15 protein-coding genes and 1 pseudogene are annotated in these 18907 nt (G+C 70.6%); 4 read left to right on the forward strand and 12 right to left on the reverse strand.

Annotation, left to right across the window (positions count from 1 at the left end; translation table 11 throughout):
* Positions 1–85: 85 nt before the first annotated feature.
* Together OG948_RS34590 and OG948_RS34595 are read left to right on the forward strand one after the other, a co-directional pair.
* Complete coding sequence (locus tag OG948_RS34590; RefSeq protein WP_331768983.1) at positions 86–1384, forward strand: MFS transporter; 1299 nt, start codon at positions 86–88, stop codon at positions 1382–1384.
* Between the two features lie 781 nt (positions 1385–2165).
* Positions 2166–2417 (forward strand): annotated as a pseudogene (locus tag OG948_RS34595) (ATP-binding protein); the annotation flags it as partial.
* A gap of 312 nt (positions 2418–2729) precedes the next feature.
* Here OG948_RS34595 and OG948_RS34600 read toward each other — a convergent pair.
* From OG948_RS34600 to OG948_RS34650, 11 genes are all read right to left on the reverse strand, one after another.
* On the reverse strand, positions 2730–3503 hold the full coding sequence (locus OG948_RS34600; protein WP_331768984.1) for a hypothetical protein: 774 nt from the start codon (positions 3501–3503) through the stop codon (positions 2730–2732).
* 660 nt (positions 3504–4163) lie between these two features.
* Positions 4164–4874 carry a hypothetical protein gene (locus OG948_RS34605; protein ID WP_331768985.1) on the reverse strand — a complete coding sequence of 237 codons (711 nt, stop codon included), beginning with the start codon at positions 4872–4874 and terminating at the stop codon, positions 4164–4166.
* A 147-nt stretch (positions 4875–5021) separates the two neighbouring features.
* Entirely contained in the window at positions 5022–6716 is a 1695-nt protein-coding gene (locus tag OG948_RS34610; RefSeq protein WP_331768986.1) for a Cys-Gln thioester bond-forming surface protein, read from the reverse strand.
* Positions 6717–7685: 969 nt separating this feature from the next.
* Complete coding sequence (locus OG948_RS34615) at positions 7686–9170, reverse strand: hypothetical protein (protein ID WP_331768987.1); 1485 nt, start codon at positions 9168–9170, stop codon at positions 7686–7688.
* 395 nt (positions 9171–9565) lie between these two features.
* Positions 9566–10387, reverse strand: coding sequence for a carbohydrate ABC transporter permease (locus OG948_RS34620; protein ID WP_331768988.1), 822 nt, complete (start codon positions 10385–10387; stop codon positions 9566–9568).
* Positions 10384–11334, reverse strand: coding sequence for a sugar ABC transporter permease (locus tag OG948_RS34625; RefSeq protein WP_331768989.1), 951 nt, complete (start codon positions 11332–11334; stop codon positions 10384–10386). The genes OG948_RS34620 and OG948_RS34625 overlap by 4 nt, the downstream gene beginning before the upstream one ends.
* Before the next feature lie 7 nt (positions 11335–11341).
* Positions 11342–11464 (reverse strand): hypothetical protein, encoded by a 123-nt coding sequence (locus OG948_RS34630; protein ID WP_331768990.1) that lies wholly within the window; start codon positions 11462–11464, stop codon positions 11342–11344.
* Positions 11465–11471: 7 nt separating this feature from the next.
* Positions 11472–12788 (reverse strand): sugar ABC transporter substrate-binding protein, encoded by a 1317-nt coding sequence (locus tag OG948_RS34635; RefSeq protein WP_331768991.1) that lies wholly within the window; start codon positions 12786–12788, stop codon positions 11472–11474.
* 68 nt (positions 12789–12856) lie between these two features.
* Positions 12857–14032 carry a mandelate racemase/muconate lactonizing enzyme family protein gene (locus tag OG948_RS34640; RefSeq protein ID WP_406300422.1) on the reverse strand — a complete coding sequence of 392 codons (1176 nt, stop codon included), beginning with the start codon at positions 14030–14032 and terminating at the stop codon, positions 12857–12859.
* Between the two features lie 799 nt (positions 14033–14831).
* Positions 14832–15767, reverse strand: a complete 936-nt coding sequence (locus OG948_RS34645; RefSeq protein ID WP_331768993.1) for a sugar kinase — start codon at positions 15765–15767, stop codon at positions 14832–14834.
* Positions 15752–16399 (reverse strand): bifunctional 4-hydroxy-2-oxoglutarate aldolase/2-dehydro-3-deoxy-phosphogluconate aldolase, encoded by a 648-nt coding sequence (locus tag OG948_RS34650; protein ID WP_331768994.1) that lies wholly within the window; start codon positions 16397–16399, stop codon positions 15752–15754. Before OG948_RS34650 ends, OG948_RS34645 begins: the two co-directional genes overlap by 16 nt.
* 99 nt (positions 16400–16498) lie before the next feature.
* Here OG948_RS34650 and OG948_RS34655 point away from each other — a divergent pair, with 99 nt between their 5' ends.
* Complete coding sequence (locus OG948_RS34655; RefSeq protein ID WP_331768995.1) at positions 16499–17275, forward strand: SDR family oxidoreductase; 777 nt, start codon at positions 16499–16501, stop codon at positions 17273–17275.
* Positions 17276–17325: 50 nt separating this feature from the next.
* Here the strand turns inward: OG948_RS34655 and OG948_RS34660 are convergent, their stop codons facing one another.
* Complete coding sequence (locus tag OG948_RS34660; protein WP_331768996.1) at positions 17326–17994, reverse strand: GntR family transcriptional regulator; 669 nt, start codon at positions 17992–17994, stop codon at positions 17326–17328.
* A 243-nt stretch (positions 17995–18237) separates the two neighbouring features.
* Between OG948_RS34660 and OG948_RS34665 the strand changes: the two genes are divergently transcribed.
* Positions 18238–18711 (forward strand): ATP-binding protein, encoded by a 474-nt coding sequence (locus OG948_RS34665; protein ID WP_331768997.1) that lies wholly within the window; start codon positions 18238–18240, stop codon positions 18709–18711.
* Positions 18712–18907 lie beyond the last annotated feature (196 nt).

Genomic DNA, 18907 nt, shown 5'->3' on the forward strand with positions numbered 1-18907 from the left:
TCATTTCGCATATCGCATGCCTTCGATGGTGATCGGGTACGGGGAGGGGCCGAAGACGATCACTGCAACCGCTGCGGGAGGGCCGGTGGAGAAGGGTTCCGCGACGCGGGAGCCGAACAAACGCCGCACGATGGTCGCCGCGACGGTCGGCACGGTCCTGGAGTGGTACGACTTCAACCTCTACGGCCTCGCCGCCGCCCTGGTGTTCGGCCCGCTGTTCTTCGGCTCCACGTCCTCCGACGCCACGTTGGCGTCGTTCGCGACGTTCGCGGTCGGCTTCGCGGCCCGCCCCGTCGGCGGGATCGTGTTCGGACACCTCGGTGACCGCATCGGCCGCAAACGCGTCCTGATGATCACCATGATCGGCATGGGTGTCGCCACCACCCTGATCGGGGTCCTGCCCACGAAGGCGCTGGCGGGGGTGTGGGCTCCGGTCCTGCTGATCCTCCTCAGGGTCTGCCAGGGTCTCGCGGTGGGTGGGGAGTTCGTCGGCGCAACCCTGCTGACCGTGGAGAACGCGCCGGTCGGCAGGCGGGGCCTGTTCGGCGCCGTTCCCGCCATGGGTACCGGCGCCGGCTTCGTGCTGGCGAGCGCCGCCTTCGGGGCGGTCTCCCAGCTGTCCGACGACGCATTCCTCGATTGGGGATGGCGGGTGCCGTTCCTGCTCAGCGCGGTGCTCGTGGTGTTCGGGTTGTGGCTGCGTCGCGGCATCGAGGACACACCGGCGTTCACCACGACCAAGCAGCGGGGCGAGACGGTGCGCTACCCGGTGTCGGTCGTCGTCCGACGGTATCCGCGGGCCGTCGTCCGCACGCTGGGTATCACCGTCTCCGGCTTCGTGTGGGGCTACCTCGTCCAGGCCTTCACGCTGTCCTGGGCCACTCGGGAACTGGACCTGCCGAAATCGACGTTGCTGTGGGCGTTCGCCTTCGCGTCGACCCTGGAGATCGCAGCCATTCCCCTCTGGGGCAGGCTCTCGGACCGGTTCGGACGCCGCCCGGTGGTCGCCGCCGGACTCGTCTGCACGACCGCCTACGTCTTTCCGTTCTTTCATCTGCTCGAGACGAGGAACACGGCGCTGGTCTTCCTCGCCATGGTCCTGGCGATCCCCCTGTGCAAGGACATGGTGTTCGGCCCCCAAGCCGCCCTGTTGGCCGAACAGTTCGAACCCCGGGTCCGCTTCAGCGGCATGAGTGTGGGCCGCGAGTTCGGGGGCGCCCTCTTCGGCGGCACCGCGCCCTTCATCGCCACGGCCCTGGTCGCGGCGAGCGGCTCCATCACACCCGTCGCCCTCTACGTCGTCGTCGCCTGTCTGATCACCGCGACAGCGCTCCTCAGCGGACGGGAAACCGCCCACGACGAGATCCCCACACGACGACACTGACCCTCGCCGACAGGCTCCTCCCGCGACGCGCCGGGGTCGGCTGCCCGGGCCCCGCTCCTGGCCCCGTTCGGGGCACAGCGACCGCGGGGGACGACGGTGCACCCGCATCGTGCAAGGGCAGTCGACCCGTACGAGGATCCGACGCCTCGGCCTGCCCGCATTCCCCGGGCCTCGGGAAGCCGGCGGGCCCGCCTCGACGGGGCGAACCGGACGGGGATGTCGAAGCGTGTGTCGGGTGGGCGGCGCGAAGGCGACCCGGACGTGGGCGGTCGGGGAATCCGACGCACGCCGGATACGGGCGGTGCGAACGCGTGAGGTGACGGCGGCACCCGGCGACAACACGGTCCCGGCGGGGCCCAGCCCCGCGCAACAGCGTCAGCGCCCCGGACCGCAACGAACCCCACGTCGCGACGGATGCGAACCGAAGGCCGCCGTGCAGGGCCAGGCCGTGCGGTTCGCGGTCGCGGGCCCGGTGCCGGAACAGCTGACCACGGTGGGGGACGTCATCCCGATGGAATCGATGGGGCTGGAATACGACCGAGTGCTGATGTCGGGGAACGTGGTGGTGGTCGAGGACGCCTGGGCGGAGGCGGTCGCCCTGCTCGGCACGGATCTGGCGCGGCGCATGGTTCCGGACCGGCGTTCACGAGCCCTCGCGGTCTTCTTCGGCGCCAGGGGCCGGGCGTTGGGCAGCGTGACCGTGTGGCAGGACCGCAGCCGTGTCCTGGATCCCGAGGACCCCGAGATTCTGCGGGAGATCGTCTCGCGCGGGGGGCTGGCCATCGACAACGCCCGCCGCTACACGCGCGCCGGCGGATCGATGACCGTAAGGCTCATCCGCAGCAGCGACCGCCTGATGTGCGAAGTATCCGACGGCAGCAGCAAGCAGCCGCGCATCAGACGGGCCCGCACCACCGACGAGGGCGGACGGGGTCTCTTCCTGGTGGCGCAGATGGCCGATCGCTGGGGCTGCCGGTTCGGACCCGAGGGCAAGACGATCTGGGCGGAACAACGACTGGACCGGTCCGGCTGACGCCGACGAACCGCGGCCGGGCGTCGCCGAGCGGGCGTGATGCCGCCGGATCAGCGCTCGCGGCCCTGCGTCATGGATGTTCCGGATCGGACATCGAAACCTCGCGGCAACCAGGACCCGCCCCGCAGGTGCAGCCGGGACTTCCCCGGACCCCGCCGGCAAGGGGCACACGGCGGTTCCCGGCCGTGCGAAGCCGGGGCGTACCCTCTTGCGGATGTCGTCGACCGCCATCGGCGGGCACGGCGTTGGCACCACGCCCCTGCTCGCCGAACACGGCGCGCGAAGGGGCCGTCCGGGGGCGGCGATCGAGAATCAGTACGGTTTCTGCGACTCGATCCAGGTCCTGTACGTCCGGCGGGACACACCGGTGACCCGTGCCCATGCCGCCCTGCTCCCGATCGCCGCTCGGGGGTGTGCGCCCCGCTGCGCGGCGGCGTCACGGCCGCGGGCGGTGAGCGAAGCCGTCGCGGCGTCGACCTCGGCCCTGGCGATGTGGAGGCGCGCTCCGTCGGCGGCGATGAACTGGAACGGGGTGGGTGCGGGGGCGATGGCCGCGGTGTACATCGCGATCGTCAGGCGCGCCTGGGCCGTCCAGTCGAAGCGGTCGTCGGTGGCGTTCTCGGCATTCCCGCGCCCCGCGGCCAGGAACCTGCGTGCCGGGGCGTCGCCGCCCAGGAGCCGAATCTGCTTCGCAGTGAGCACGTCGAGGGGCGACGCGGGCGTTCTCGCGAGACGGCCTTCCGCTCGCAGGCGGACAGGGGGCCTGGGAAGCACGCCGACGGTGGCGACGTCGTACCAGCCGAGGTGTTCCACGGTGGGGTCGTCGTCGGGCCCGAGGCGACACCAACGCGCCCCGGGCCACGGGCCGACGGTGCCGTGGTCGCAGAGCCCCGGCACGGACCATACGACGTCGTACCAGGCGAGGGGATCGGCTGCGCGCGGGTCGGGGTTGCGGGGGTCCTGCCTGGTCCTGGGGATCACGCGCATGACGAGCGGGTCTGTCCTGGGCTCGTAGGCGAGACCGGCGAGGGCTTTCTCAAAGGCGATGCCGGGCACGCGGTCGATCAGGCGCTCGATCCGAATCATGGGTGTTGCCTCCGGTGCGGGCCCCGGGTCGGTTCGTCGGTGGGGCGGTTGGGAGATGGGGTTGTGGGGAACCGGACGTCGGCATGTCGAAGGAGCGGCAGACCGGCCGCGCGCCGTGACGAACGCATCGGGACAGGTATCGGTTGTAGAGGACCGGTGGCATATGACGGCGTCATCCCGTCGGGCCACCGTCACGATCGCCAGGGATCGCGAAGCCCTTCGCGCCCTCCCCCGGGGCCGCGGTCGAGCCGTCGTCCAGGCGCGCGACCGTGAAGCCGTGGGTTGCGAGCTGCGCATCGCCCTGCGAGTCCGTGCGGTTCGCCGCGGCGGGTCCACCGACCGCGGCGACGGGAGGGAGGGCCGGCACGATCCTCGTGGGTGGTATTCGGGCGGCCCGTGTGGCCGTGATCGCCGTCCTCGCCCGGACCACCCGGGTACGGGATCGGGGCGGGGCGAGCGTGTCGCCGTTCCCGTCGACGGAGCGAACGCCCTTCTCGCGGAGCGTGGCAAAGCCCCGGTCCCGAGGGCATGTCGACGACGCCAGGCGCGCAACTGCGACCCCATGCGATGCGTCGGCGAGTCGGACATCGGACTCGATGTGACGGATCCCGGCGTGCTCGGTGTTGCCGACGCCGCTCCGCCGGAAAGCGGGCGGCGCGGTCACGAGCGAGGACGGACGGACCGCACGACGAGCGCGACCACGGCGGCGCCGGTCGTGCGGAGTCTGCGATAGCCCCCGCCGCCCCGATCGTTGGCGTGCGGGTCGACCGACTCGGGGTGCGGTGCGGACGCGAGTCCTTCTCCCCGATGCGTCGGTGCCACGCGGATCGTGAACCTCGCTCCGGCCGCCGTCCAAGGGTCTCGGGTGGAGACCACCCGGATCGACACGTCGATCTCCGTTGGTACCGGTCGCGTCGGGTCTTCGGTGGGTTCCCCGACCGTGTCGCCGTCGCGGCTGTTCGTTCCCTCGAGCCCGGACACCGGAGTGTCACCGTCGTTCGGGGCCATGGTGTCGTAGTCGTCCCGCGCGACCCTGTGCATGATGTACCACACGCGTTTCTCGCCGGGGAAGACATCGGGTGGACCGGTACGGTCGACGGCCGTTCGCAGCTTCGCGTCCGCCGCGGGCTGGGGTTCGTAGCGGTCCAGGGCGCTGCCGGCGTTGCGCAGGGTGAGCTTCACCAGGACCGTCTCTCCCGGCCGGGCCGTGACCTCGCGCGGTTCGCACCACGCCTGCACGGCGTACGCCGAATTCCTCGACCGCTGGGCGTCCAGGTCGGCCCCGCACTGCCCGCCCGGGCAGTGGACGTCGGTCTCCCGGTACGGCGACCTGCACAGCACACAACGCAGCACGACTTTCGTCCTTCTCATTCTTCGTACGGACGATCCCGTACACGGGGGGCGAGTTCGTCCGGGGCGCGGCGAGGGCCCCGGAATCCGCCGTTCACGGAGGATCTTGTGATGTGTCGTCGGGCCGGGCCGACCGGCGGTGACGGTCGGCCCGGCCCGACGCTCGGATCAGGCCCGGGGACGGCCGCGGCGCTTGTTGAGATACAGCGCTCCGCCGCCGGTCGTCAGGAGCGCGACGGCTGCGGCGGTGACGATGACCACGGTGGAGTCGTCCCCGCCGGTCTCGGCGAGGTCCTTGGGGTCACCGACCGGGGCGACCGGGAGCCATGGGACGGTGAGCGGCTGGTCGTCCGTGCCGGGCTCGACGATCGGTTTCGGCGGCGCCGAGCTGGGCGGCGTGGTGGGCTCGGGGGCCGACGCCGACGCCGAGCTCGACGGTGGGGTCGTGTTGGAGGGCGTACCGATCGGGGGCTTGCTCGTGGCAGGCGTGGTCGGCCGTACGGAGGTCGGCGGCGCCGTCGACGAAGCCGTGGTCGCCGGTACCGTCGCGGGCCGGGTGGGGGCGGAGGTGGTGGGCCTGGTCGTGGTCGGCGGCACCGCGGGAGGCGTGCTGCGGGTCGTGGTGGGCGGCACCTTCGGAGGCGTGGTGGTCGGCGGGGCCGGGGGTGTCGCGACGCAGTCGAGATTGCCGTTGTGGGTCTTGGCGTAGCCGGCGGGGCCGGTGACCTTGATGTTGTAGTCGCGGTCCTCGGCGACCTTGACGAAGTGGGTCTTCGACGCGCCGGGCGGCACCGTCGTCTTGGTGCCGTCGACCGTGAAGTCCGCCGGGGCGTCGCCGGTGTTCTTGAGGGTGACGGTCACGCCCCCTTCGACGCACTCCTCCTTGGCTCGGGAGGAGGGGACCGGGACGGCCTCGGGGCTCCACCGGACCGTGGCCGAGGCGTCGACCGGGAGGGGGCGGGAGCCCGCTGTGATCAGGGTCTGGGTGTGCTTGCGGTCCTTGCCCAGGAAGACTCGTCCGACGTCGACGCCGGCCTTGGTCGTGGCGGTGATCCTCGCTTCGCCGGGTTTCCCGGTCCTGGGCACCTTGACGAACAGGTCGGTCCCGTTGGTCGCGGAGGTGATCGGGTTGCCGTCTCTTCCCACCAGGGTCGCGCCGGCCGGTGTCGGAGCGCCGAAACCGACCGTGACGGGCTCGGTGGAGGTAGTCCTGACGGTCACCGGACCGACGCCGGGGGCGTCGCCGTCCTTGCCGGACTTGGTCCCCGGTGACAGTTCGAGCGACGCTCCGGGCTCGTCGGATCGTCCCCGGTCGGCGCCGCCCGTCAGGAAGCCGTACAGGTCCAGCACGTCCTCGTTGTTCCACTTGGAGACGTCGAAGCCGTTGCTGTAGTGCCAGATCGCCGCCTGCGTCGCCGCGACGGCCTCGTCCGCGGAGAGTTTCCTGCCCTGGGGCAGTCCGGCGGCGGTGCCCAGCGCGGTCAGGTCGGTGACCTTGGGATACGAGTGGTTCAGCACCCAGTTGATCCTCGCGACCTTGGCCGAGTCCGTGAGCCAGGAGTCGGCCCACGTGCCCTCGCGGTAGTCCACCGGGCGCAGGTTCGTCTCCAGATCGATGCAGTACACCAGGACCTCGGGGGCACCCTTGCGTGTGCCCAGGATCATCAACTCGGTCGTCGTGGGCTGCGAGTCGCCCTGGAGCAGGACCGAACTGCGTGTGTCCGCGACGTGCCCTCGGAAGCGGACCGCCGCGTCCGCGTCGGCGTGGGCGGCGGGCGACAGGCCGACGACCGTCACGGCCGTCAGGCCGGTTGCGACACCGATCGAACCCGCGCGGGACACGACCCGCTGTATACGGAACATAGGAAAGACACATCTCCTCAGGAAAAGAAAGGTGTTCCCCGTTGCCCGGGCATGTCACCGGGCGCCTGACTTTCGGGTCACCGACGACAAGAATCGTGCCATGGCCCTCACCGGTCAAATCCCCGAGGTGAATTCTTTGTTTCGATCTGCGACCCGCGACAGTTCGGCCCTCGGGTCGACCGGTCCTTGTTTCCGTTCGGGTCGGACTCACGCGTTCGGCGTCCGCAATCGCAAGGTTCGAACGGCGGGGCCGTCGGGCGATATTGCGCACTTTCGTAAGAATGAACGCCGAAACCGGGTCCGGCCGTGACGGCCCGACCCGGGAGTGACCGACACCACCGGGCGCCGGCTTGATCCTCTGTCTGCGCACCACCCCGGGTGCTGAACCACAAGGCGCAGCTGTGGCAAAGCACCGCAATTATCCGCTCCTATAGGAGCGTTCGTGTCCGGCTGTGGGGGGCCTCGGGTACCTGCGGCACGGTTCCGGGGCCATCGATGCACCGGCGATCCGGTTGGTCCGGGCCGGGTCGGCACACGTTGCCGGAGTGCATCGGACCGCTTGGGGAGCGCGGCACGAACCGGGCATGCATTTCCGTTCCTTTTCGCACCGGAGTCGTTTCCCGAGTAGTACGGCCGGGGTCCCTTCCGGAAGGGGTTTCCGCCATGGACCGCCGCGCGGTGAACGCAAAGGCGGTTTCCTCGACGCCGTCCCGGAAGGCCGCATGCGAATTCCGATTCCGCCCGGGAGAACAGTATTCCGACGTCCCTGCGGACGACTACGAGTCGATCACGGCACCGGGGGCTTTCCGTGGGTCTGTTTCGTACGATCACGTTCCGCCCGTCGGGTGAGTGCCCGGGCCGTCCGTCTCACAGGGATGGACGACCCGGACGCTCCGCGCCGTCGGCACCGCCTGCACGGGCGGGGCGAGGGCGGGGCCGACGGGCGCGGCGTGGGGCCGGATCCGACGACTACGGCGTGCGGACCCAGAATTCGACGGACAGCGGTGGAACGACCATGGTGACATTCGGCCCGTTCTTCGGGCCGAGTGCCTGGTTGTTGGTTCGTGGGCCGTAGCGATAGCCCTCGAAGCGGGCCGCGGTCTGGGTGTCGATGGTGTAGGTGAAGGACTGCGTGGTCGAGCGGTTGGTGATCGCGAAGACGGGTTTGCCGGCGGGTGTCTTCCACGCCATGATCCGCTGGTCCCCGAGGATCGCGGACTCGTCGACGTGGTAGCGGACGGAGTTCCAGGGCATGTATTTGACGAAGCCGGCGACGCCGTTCCAGTTGCGCGGGTTCCAGGTCCAGTGCCGCGCGGGCAGGTCGGGGAACCGGGAGAAGTCGGTGTCGTGCGGGGGCCGCCAGAAGCCGAGGGAGTAGTGCGGGGACTCGGCGTTGGTGGTGGGCTTGAGGGCGTGGAGCCAGAACCAGGTGGGCGCGTTCTGGAAGGTCATCCAGCTCATGATCGACTGTGCGGTGTTGATGGTCCTGCGGTCGCCCCATGTCTCGTTCGCCGGCGGCTGGAGGTATTCGAACTCGTTGTTGAAGACGGGCTTGCCCGCAGCGCCGGACGTCCAGTTCTGATAGACGTGCTGGTCGCTGTCCGCTCCGATGTGGTGATAGGTCCATGCGTCGACGAGGTCGAGAGCGTGGGGGTCGGCGGCGATGGCCCTGCCGATGTCGCCACTCCAGCCGTCCAGGCTGTCTGCGGTGATCATGACGTTCGGATGCGCGGCACGTACCTTGGCCGCGCTCGCCTTGAACGCCGCCAGGTACTCCCCGGCCGTGTACACACACGACGAGTAGGGCGTGTCGTAGCGGGGTTCGTTCTGCAGGCCCCACATGGACACGGGCACGCCGCCGTCGGTGAGGTAGTCGAGGTCGGCGACCAGGGCGTCGCCGAATCGGGAGAGGAACGCGGGGTCGAACGACTTGAGTCTGCCGCCGATGTAGGAGTCGTTGTTCTTCCAGCCGGGTGCCGGGGACCAGTATTCGACGGAGGTGCCCTCGATGCCCGCTCGCCGGATCATGTCGGCGAGCAGCGCGGTCTGGCCGTCGTAGCGGCCCTTTATGAGGGTCCGGGTGGGGTCGAGGCCGCGGTAGTACAGGCCCATGGCGAGGCGGCAGTAGCGAAATCCCCGGTCGGAGCGCCCGGCCTTGAGCATCTGCCGGTAGAAGCGGGCGCGTTCCGAGTCGGTGAGGTCGTACGGCACGCCGCTGACCAGGTCGGGCAGGCCGTTGTTGCCGGAGCCGATCGAGTCCGACTGGATCTCGAAGCCGAGTCCGAGAATGGTCTGCCTGCGGCCGTTGTCGAAGCGGATCGTGTAGTTGCCCGTGGTGGCGGCCTGGGCGGCGGGGACGTTGACCAGAGGGGTCAGGGCAGTGGCTGCTCCGGCGACGGCGGCGCCGCGCAGGATCGACCGGCGGCTGGGGCCGTGGGGACGGGGCAGGGACATGGGGCTCCTTCGATGGCTTTCGGAGGTGCGACCTTGTGGCGGCCGGCCGTTTCGACGGCCGACTCTCGCCGCTGCGTCGGGCGGCCGTCGGGCCACCGTCGTCCGTCGTCTCCTTTGCGGTTGCCGGCGCCCGTGGAGGCGACCGGAGGGAGCGGTCGGCGGGACTTCGCTGTGCGGGCGGTCGTGCGCAGCGGAGTTCGGGCGGGGGAAGACCGGGGGCGGGTCCGGGTTGTCGGTTCGGGATCGCCGAACGCGTCGGGGGTCGGGACCGCCTCGTGGGGTGTCGTCGGCTTCGGCCCGCGCGGTGACACGGGCCGTGCCGAGGTGGCCCCGATGTGCCGGCGGGACCGCGGCGACCGGCCGCCGCTTTCGTTCCCGGACCGGGTCGATTGCGTCTATTCCTTGACCGCGCCGTTGGTCAGTCCTCGGACGAAGAAGCGTTGGAGGAGGATGAAGCCGACGACGACGGGGATGGCGGCGAGGACGGAGCCGGCCATCAGCAGGTCCCACCGCGGGTCGAACTGGTTCTGGAATCGCGCCAGTCCCACCGGGACGGTGCTGAGGTGTTCGTTGTTGGTGACGAGCGAGGGCCAGGCGAACTCGCCCCAGGTCCACATGAACTTGAGGACCGCCACCGTGCCCAGCGCGGCCCAGGAATTGGGGAGCAGGACGCTGACCAGGGTGCGGATGCGTCCGGCCCCGTCGATGGCGGCGGCCTCGTCGAGTTGGACGGGGAGGGTGACGAAGTGTTGGCGCAGCAGGAAGATGCCGGTGGGGCTGGCGAGGAAGGGCACGATCAGCGCCCAGTAGGTGTCGATCCAGTCGAGGTCTCGCATGACCAGGTAGAGCGGGACCAGGATGACCTGGGTGGGGATCATCAAGGTGGCGAGGATCAGGGTGAAGACGGCTTGGCGTCCGCGGAAGCGGATGCGGCTGAGTCCGTACGCGGCGAGGGTGTCGAAGACGAGGTTGCCGGCGACCACGGCGACCGCGACGAGCACCGAGTTGAGGAACCAGCGCCCGAACGGGTGGCTGTTGACGACCTCGCCGTAGGCGTCGAACGTGACGCGGTCGGGGACCAGGTGGCTTCCGGTGCCCACGAGTTGTTCCATGGACTGGAAGGAGGTGAGCGTCATCCACAGGACGGGCAGTCCGGCGAAGAGCGTGACGGCGGTGAGCCACAGTGCGGGGGCCAGGCGGTGGGTGCGGTGTTTCACGATTCCTCCGAGGAGGTGAGCCAGGTCCTGATCACGGTGACGGTCAGCAGGATCAGGAACAGCACGACCGAGGCGGCGCAGGCGACTCCGACGTCGGTGAGCAGGCGCGTGTAGATGAAGGTGACGACGGTGAGGGTGGCGTTGCCGGGGCCGCCCTCGGTCATCACCCAGACCTGGTCGAACACCTTGAAGGAGTTGAACAGCAGCAGCAGGAGTACCGCCGCGCTGGCCGGGCGGAGCATCGGCAGCGTGATGGAGCGGAACTGTCGCCAGGGGCCCGCGCGGTCGATGGTGGCGGACTCGTACAACTCGTCGGGGATGCGCTGGAGGCCGCCGAGCAGGATCAGGGCGTAGATCCCGAATTCCTTCCAGACGCTGACGACGGCGATCGCGGGCAGCGCGAGGTCGTTGTCGAACAGCCAGCGTGCGCCGTCGGAACCGACCAGGGAGGCCAGGGAGTTGACCAGCCCGTGGTCGGGTTCGTACAGCCACTTCCAGACGAGACCGGCCACCACCATCGGGATGACGGCGGGCAACACCGTGACGGTGCGCACGAAGCGGGCGGAGGCGAGTTCGCGGTTGGCGGCGATCGCGGTGGCCAGGGCCAGGACGTAGGTGCCGACCAGGGTGAAGGCGGTGAACACCACGGTGTTGACCAGGCTGTCGCGGAAGGTGCCCGCAGCCAGGATCGTGCGGTAGTTGTCCGCGCCGACGTCCGTCTTGGGCCCCAGCAGGTTCCAGTGCTCGGTGCTGTAGAACATCGACTGCACCATCGGGTAGAACGTGAACCCGAGGATGACGACGAGCGCGGGTGCCACGGTCAGCCAGCCGGCCAGGGCGCCGCTGCGGCGCCGGCGGGGCCCGCCCAGCAGACGCGGGAGCCGGCGCGGGGCGCTCGTGCTCCGGGTGGGGGGAGGTTTCCCCGGGAGTTCGGTGAGAGTGGTCATCGGTGGGCTACTTCTCGTTGGTCAGGGCCCGGTCGACCCGGTCGTCCACGGCACGTGAGGCCTTGTCGACGAGGCCTTCTCGGCGTCCCTTGGACGGGTGTTTTCCCGGGCGTCGGGCGAGGGTGGTCATCGGTGGGCTACTTCTCGTTGGCGAGGGCCTGGTCGACCTGGTCGTCGATGGCTTGGAGGGCCTTGTCGACGGTGCTCTGGCCGTTGACGCCGGCGACGACGGAGGCCTTCTGGGCGTCCCAGCGGGCCTGGAAGGCATGCCGGTCCTGCAGGACGAGGTCGGGGGTGTTGCGGTCGAGTTGTTCGATGATGGCCGTCCAGTTGGGGTCGCCGGCGATCTTTTGCTCGACGGTGCCCTTCACCGCCGGGTCGACCTTGGTGGGGTCGTAGGGGAAGATCGCCTGGAAGTCCATGTACTGGGCGCTGCGTTCGGGGGAGGCCAGCCAGCGCATGAACGTTCCGGCGGCGGCGAGGTCGCCGCCCTTGGCGTTGGCGACCAGGCTGTGACCGCCGACCATCGAGCAGCCGCTCTTGGGACCGGTGGGCATCGGGGCGACGGCCCACTTTCCGGCGACCTTGTCCCCGCCCGCCTTCACGTTGCCGACCACCGACTGGAAGAACGGGAACATCGCGACCTCGCCGCTGATGAATCCGTTGAGGGCGCTGGTGCCGACCGGGGAGATCTTGTCGGTGTAGAACGAGCGCATGTAGTTCATCGCCGTCTTGCCGGCGTCCGACTTCTGCGTGGAGGACTTGAAGTCCGGCGTGGTCAGGCTGCCGCCCGCCTGACACAGGAAGCTCTCCCACGTCGCGTTGATCGCGTTGAGGTGGTCGTCCATGCCCTTGAACTGCCAGCCGCTCACCTTCTTTCCCGCGGCGGCGGACTTGGTGGTGATCGCGGCGGCGGTGGACTTGAGTTCGTCCCAGGTCCGGGGCGGGGCGTCGAAGCCGTATTCCTTGAGGATGTCGGTGCGGTACAGCATGACGTCGACGTCGAAGTAGAGCGGCGCGCCGTACATCTTGCCGTTGTACTCGTCGATCCGGGACAGGGGCAGGAACTTGTCGAGGTCGGCGGGGGTGTAGCCCAGGGTGTCCAGGGAGGCGAGGGTGTTGGACTTGAGGTAGTCGAGTTCCAGGCCGTTGTTCATCAGCCACACGTCGGGGCCCTTGCCGGCGGCGACGGCCAACTTGATCTTCTCGCGGCCGTCCTTCCACTCCAGCTGGGTCAGTTCGACGTTCACCTTGGTCTGTGAGGCGTTGAACTCGTCGACGAGTTGCTTGACCTTGTCGTTCTGGCCGATCCAGTAGGGCATCGACCAGAACTTGACGGTCTTCCGGCCGTCGCCGCCCCCGGACGAGCCGCCGTCGGACGAGCAGGCCGAGGCCGCTATCAGGCAGGTCGAGGCCAGGGCGGCGAAGGCGAGTCTGCGGCGCAGGGGTGCCATGGTCGGTGTCTCCTTGTGACTGGTGCGGTTGCGTGGGTGCCGGGACGGCGGTGGGAGGGGTGGCGGGTTCAGTACTTGGCGACGGTGTAGCGGTCGACGATGTCCTCGTCGAGGCGGAAACCCAGCCCGGGGCCTTGTGGGACGGTCAGTGCGCCGCCGCGGAACTGCGGGGGGTCGAGGAGGATGCGTTCGCGGATGGGGTTGGGCAGTCGGTTGTATTCGTAGGTGCGCAGGTTGGGGGTGGCCGCGCACAGTTGCAGCGCGGCGCACAGGCTGACGCCGGATCCGACGCCGTGGGGTGCGATGTCGACGTGGAACGCGGAGGCGAGGGCGACCAGACGCATGGCCTCGGTGATGCCGCCGCTGCGGGCGACGTTGGGCATGAACACGTCGATGGCGCCGGCGGTGAGCGAGTCGCGCAGGTCGAATCGGGTGAAGTGGGTCTCGCCGTTGACGATCGTCAGCCCGGTGCGGCGGCGCAGTTCGGCGAGGTTGGTGAGGTCGTCGACCTGGAGGGGTTCCTCGAACCAGGCGATGTCGAGGTCGGCGAGGACGGCGCCGACGCGGGTGGCCTCGTCCAGGTCGTAGGCACAGTTGGCGTCGGTGAGGATCTCGACGTCCTCGCCGACGGCGGCGCGTACGGCGCTCAGGTGGGCGCGGTCGACGCGGGCGCCGCGGCCGATCTTGACCTTGAGGGCCTCGAAGCCGTCGGCGACGTAGTCCAGGGCCTGGCGGGCGGATTCCTGGGGGTCGGCGTGCAGGGCGACGGGGCTGGCGTAGCAGGGGATGCGGTCGCGGAGGGGGCCGCCGAGGAGGCGGTGGACGGGGGTGTTGGCGAGTTTGCCGCGCAGGTCCCACAGGGCGAGGTCGACGCCGGCCATGGCTTCGAGGTAGAAGCCGCGGTTGTGGCCGCCGGCCGCCTGGCCCTGGTAGAGGCGTTCCCATACGGCGGAGGTGGCCAGGGCGTCCTGGCCGATCAGCAGTGGGGCCAGGACCGTGGCCACGACGGTGGCGGTGACCTGCGGGGAGGGCAGCCCGTAGCACTCACCGATGCCGACGGTGCCGTCCTCGGCGTGTACTTCGACGAGGGTGGCGTACTGGCCGTGCCGGGGAAGGACGCGGTGGCTGGCGGCGGGGTAGCGCAGCCAGTCCGGCACCTGTTCGGGCGAGTCGTAGAGCTCGTCGAAGCCGGCCGACAGCGCGCGTGCCTGAATCTTGGCGATGCGCAGGGGCGCGTTTGTCACGGATGTTCTCCTGCGGGGTGGTCGGTGCCGTTCCCGAGCGGGTTCGGGCGGCGAGGGGTGGTCTCCGTGGGCGTTCTCGCGCCGCCCGGAGAGGGCGATCGCGGCGACCGGGCAGGCGACCACGGGGACGACGAGGGAACAGATGGGGCGCACGGGGGCGGTGGCGATGAAAGGGGTGGTGCCGAACTCGCGGCCGATGCCGATGCCGCCGATGCGGACCCGTGCGTCGGGCCTGCGGCTGCGGGTGGCCGAACGAGCGGACGAGCGGTTCGTCGGGACTGTCGCGACTGTCGTCGTGCTCATCGGGCACCTCCAAGCCGTGCTTCGTGGATCGGCACGACCCGAAGGTATGCGATATACGAAACGTTGGCCAGGGGTTGTTGCCGATTTGTTTCCTGCGAGTTCACCGCGCCTCGAAACGGGCCGGGGGACGGGAGTACCCCGTGCGACTTCGAGTCGAGCGCAGGGCGTCGCGGGGCGCGAGGAACCGATTCTTGAGGCCCGCCGGGCCCCGGCCGTGGGGCGTTCGTCGAGGCGACCGGACGGCCCTCACACCCGAGCGGTACCGGGCGCCCGTGAGATGCCGAGGGTCGTCCGGAGTCGGCCGGGTGGCACGCCGGTCGCAGTGGGGCCGCCGCGGCGGCGTCGCTCGGAGTGGCGTCGGAGCCGGGGTGTCGTGCGGGCAGGGGGATTCGTCGGCTTCGGGGCCTCCGGCCCCGACGGGATGTGCCGTGGTCGTCGTCGCGGCACTTCGCGGAGCAGGGCGGGGCCGCCGTAGGGCGGCGCCGACCTGCTCGCGTCAGCGCAGCGTGCTTCCCGGTGCCGCCCGCAGGAGATCGAGCTCCTCGCGGAAGGGAAGCCCCTCCCAGTCGCCGGCGGCGGCGACCGCGAAGGCGCCCGTGGTCACCGCCCGTTCCAGGCGATCCGGTATGCCGAGACCGTCCAGGATCCCGGACAGGTAGCCCGCGACGAAGGCGTCGCCCGCGCCGACGGTGTCCTTGACGGGCACGCGTACTGCGGGGCGAGACGTCGACCCTGTGGCGGTGAACACCTCGGCGCCGTCCGCCCCCCGCTTGATCACCACCTCCCGCACCCCGGTCGCCAGGAGCGCCTCCACCCGTTCGCTCTCGCGCCGGGCGTGCGGGGGGCAGACGAGGGCGAGTTCGTCGTCGGAGGCGACCAGCACGTCCACGTGCTGCGCGAGCGGGCGCAGGACCGTGGCGGCCTCGTGGGCGGACCACAGCCGCGATCGGTGGTTCACGTCCAGACACACCAGTGCCGAGGATCGGACCGCGGCCTCGACCGCGGCGCGCGGGCCCGGCCCCAGGGCCGGTGTCACGCCGGTCAGGTGGACGATGCGGGCACCCTCCTCCAGGGCCGCCGCGGCGTGTCGTGGTTCCAGGTGCGATCCCGCCGATCCGCTGCGGTAGTAGCCCACCCGGACGAGGTCGGCCACGCGGGGTTCGAAGATCACCAGCCCGGTGGGGGCGTGTTCGTCGACCGCGGCGTGGGAGACGTCGACGCCCTCGGCGCGCAGGGTCCGCAGTATCAGGCGGCCGAACTCGTCGGCGCCGTTGACGCCCACCCACCGTGCCCGGTGGCCGAGTCGGGACAGGCCGATCGCGACGTTGGCCTCCGCGCCGGCCACGGTCAGGTGGAGCGCGCCGCCCAGGTGCAGGGGCCGTTCGGCGCGCAGGGCCGCCATGGCCTCCCCGATGGTCAGGACGTCGGGCACGGGGTCTCCGAGGCGAGGGCGCGGAAGAGGGCGATCCGCTCGGCCAGGCCGGCGTCCGTCCCGGTGTCGGCGGCGGCGCCGACGAGGGGGCTCCCGACTCCGACGGCCAAGGCGCCGGCGGCGAGGAAGTCACGAGCCGCGGCGATGTCGATGCCGCCCACGGGGACGAAGTCGACGTCGGGGAACGGGGCGCGCATGGCGCGCAGGAGGCTCGGTCCGCCCAGGCTCGCGGGGAAGAGCTTGACGGCGGTGGCGCCCGCCGTGATCACCGCGGTCACCTCGCCGGGGGTCAGCGCGCCGGCCAGGACCGGCAGGCCGAGCGAGCGGGCCTCGGACACGGCGGCGGTCCCGCCGGGGGTGACCGCGAAGCCGGCCCCCGCTCGGGCGGCCAGGAGGGCGTCGGCCGCGGTCACGACGGTACCCGCGCCCAGCGCGGCGTCGGGCCCCAGTGCCGCGCGCGCCCGCTCGATGACCGCCGGTGCGTCGGGCGTGGTCAGCGACACCTCGACGATGTCGACGCCTGCGGCGAACAGCGCCAGGACCGTGTCGAGCGCGGCCTGCGGGTCGAGTCCGCGGACGATGGCCAGAAGCCTCCGCGAGCGTAGGGCGGACCTGAGTTCGGCGGGGTGCACGGTGCCTCCAGAGATGCCGGACGAGCTACTTTAGAATATCGTATACCTTTCATGGTGGGCGGTCCGCCCGCAAGCCTCCTCGACGAAAGGCATCGCCTCGTGACCCGAACCGCTTTGATCACCGGAGTGGCGGGCGGCATCGGCCGCGCCGTCGCCGCGCGCCTGGCCCTCGACGGCCTGCGCGTCGCCGGCATCGACGTCGTCGACCCCCGCCAGGACGGCGTCGACTTCCACCGCGCCGACGTCACCGACGCCGAGCAGGTGGCAGGTGCGGTACGGCAGGTCCTCGCCGACACGGGTCGCGTCGACGTGCTGGTCGCCTGCGCCGGCGTCACCGAGGGCAAACCCCTGCACGCCACCAGCGAACGGGAATGGGAATCGGTGTTGGCGAGCAACCTCACCTCGGTGTTCCTGTCCGTGCGCGAGGTGCTGCCCGCGATGATCGACGCCGGATCGGGCGTCGTGGTCACCATCGGCTCCGTCCTGCACCGCACCGCGGCCCCCGGCCTGCCCGCCTACGCCGCCGCCAAGGGCGCGGTGGCCGCGCTCAACCGCCAACTCGCCGTCGACTACGGCCGGTACGGCATCGTCTTCGTCACCCTGTCCCCCGGGTGGGTCCGCACCCCCGCCACCGAGGGCAGGCTCGGCCCCGAGGGAGACCTGGAACGCCTGCGGGAGAGCAATCCGCTGCGGACGATCGCCGAGCCCGGGCACGTCGCCGACGCGGTCGCGTTCGCCGTCTCGCCCGCCGCAGCCCTGCTCACCGGTTCGGAACTGGTCCTCGACGCCGGCGCGTCCGTCGTCAGTCCGGCCGGCCTGCTGCGCGACGGCCAACGGCAGGCCATGGGGCTGCCGCCCCTGGGCCCGCCGCGCTGACCGACCGGCGACGCGGCGCGGTCCGTATCGCATCCCGAGCGCGGCGCGGCTCAGGTGTCGGTGTCCACCTCGTGGGCCGCCTGGGAACTGATGTGGGTCCGCGCCGCGTCCTCCGCCGCCTGCGGATCACGGCGGCGCAGCGCGTCGAGGATCGCGTCGTGCTCGGCGACGACCTGGCGCCAGTTCCCGGCGTCCATCGGCGCGGTGATGCGGAACCGACGCACGGTCATCAGGAGTTGCTCGGTCAGTTCGCCCAGGATGCGATAGCCGCCGGCCAGTGCGAGCGCCCGATGGAACTGCGAGTTCAGTTCCGGCAGACGCACCACCTCGCCGGCGCCCAGCGCGTCGCGCATGGCGTCCTGCGCGCTCTCCAGATCCGCCAGCAGGCCCTCGGTGACGTGCTCGGCCGCCAGGCGGGCGATCAACGCCTCGATCGCCTCCCGGGCGAGGAAGACTCCGCGCATCTCCGTCACGTCGATGGTCGCCACGGTCACCCCGGAGTGGACCCGCGACACCACCAGCCCGTCGGCCTCCAGCCGCTTGACGGCCTCCCGGATGGGAATCTTGCTCACGCCCAGCGTCCGGGCGAGCTCGTCCATGTTGACGCGCTCGCCCGGCGCGATGTCCCCCTGGGCGATCGCCTTGCGCAGACTCTCGTAGACGAGATCCGCCTTGCTCTTCACGACCGGCAACTGCTCGGCCCAGTCTTTGCGTACCATCCGTTCATCGTATGCGATATCTTTTCATCGTGCAGACCCGTCGGCGAGAGTTTCCCGCACTCCCCGGACCTGGACCGACGGGCCTAAAGTATCGAAATCTGGACATCGTGCTTTTCGTATACTATGTTCTTTGGTAAGACCTTTTGAGGCCCGCGTCCGATCACCCCCGATGTCCCCCTCGCGTGTTCGGACCGCCACAACGGCTCAGCGCGGGCGTCTCCCAGACTCACCGAGGAGTCCCCCATGCCCGCGATCCGCATTCCGGAGAACCGTGCGCCGGCCCCACCGGCTGCGGCGAGGCGTTCGCGACATCACAGCCGCAGTCTTCCCAACGACCGCCGTGCCCCCGGCGATCTGCGCGCGTGGATCAGCGCCCACCTCGCCCGCTGGGGACTCGGCCGCCTCGACGAGGACCTCTGCCTCATCGCCACCGAACTGGCCACCAACGCCATCCGACACGGCGAAACGCCCGCCCTCGCCACACTGTCCCTGGGCGCCCACGACACGGACGGACCCTACGTCCGACTCGAGATCACCGACCACGGCCCCGGCTTCGACCACGCACGCGTCCGACGAGGCTGGGAAGCACCCGAGCACAACGGCAGCAACCACGGACGCGGACTCCTCCTCGTCGACGCACTCAGCACCACCTGGGGCGCCGTCGCCCTGCACCCCGGCCAACGCGTCTGGGCCCAACTCGCCATCCCCTGGCACTGACCTCGCCCCGGGGCGCCACGCGCGAGCGGGCGGAAACCCCCACCACCACGCCCCGACGGGTATCACCGCCCCAACACCGACACCGGTGCCGGACGGCCTCGTTCCACAAGACCGCACCCCTCCCCCGACGGCGCCGGCTTCTCCACGCCACGGACAGCGCGCACCGCGGTTGCGAACCCGTCGTCGCCCCCACCCG

Origin of the sequence: Embleya sp. NBC_00888 (assembly GCF_045207655.1) — a bacterium.
Classification (GTDB): domain Bacteria; phylum Actinomycetota; class Actinomycetes; order Streptomycetales; family Streptomycetaceae; genus Embleya.

Bases quoted from the DNA above. Each gene is read 5' to 3' on its own strand.
- OG948_RS34635 (WP_331768991.1), bottom strand. From the start codon at position 12,788: ATGGCACCCCTGCGCCGCAGACTCGCCTTCGCCGCCCTGGCCTCGACC.
- OG948_RS34610 (WP_331768986.1), bottom strand. From the start codon at position 6,716: ATGTTCCGTATACAGCGGGTCGTGTCCCGCGCGGGTTCGATCGGTGTC.
- OG948_RS34605 (WP_331768985.1), bottom strand. From the start codon at position 4,874: ATGAGAAGGACGAAAGTCGTGCTGCGTTGTGTGCTGTGCAGGTCGCCG.
- OG948_RS34665 (WP_331768997.1), top strand. From the start codon at position 18,238: ATGCCCGCGATCCGCATTCCGGAGAACCGTGCGCCGGCCCCACCGGCT.
- OG948_RS34600 (WP_331768984.1), bottom strand. From the start codon at position 3,503: ATGATTCGGATCGAGCGCCTGATCGACCGCGTGCCCGGCATCGCCTTT.
- OG948_RS34625 (WP_331768989.1), bottom strand. From the start codon at position 11,334: ATGACCACTCTCACCGAACTCCCGGGGAAACCTCCCCCCACCCGGAGC.
- OG948_RS34660 (WP_331768996.1), bottom strand. From the start codon at position 17,994: ATGGTACGCAAAGACTGGGCCGAGCAGTTGCCGGTCGTGAAGAGCAAG.
- OG948_RS34630 (WP_331768990.1), bottom strand. From the start codon at position 11,464: ATGACCACCCTCGCCCGACGCCCGGGAAAACACCCGTCCAAGGGACGC.
- OG948_RS34615 (WP_331768987.1), bottom strand. From the start codon at position 9,170: ATGTCCCTGCCCCGTCCCCACGGCCCCAGCCGCCGGTCGATCCTGCGC.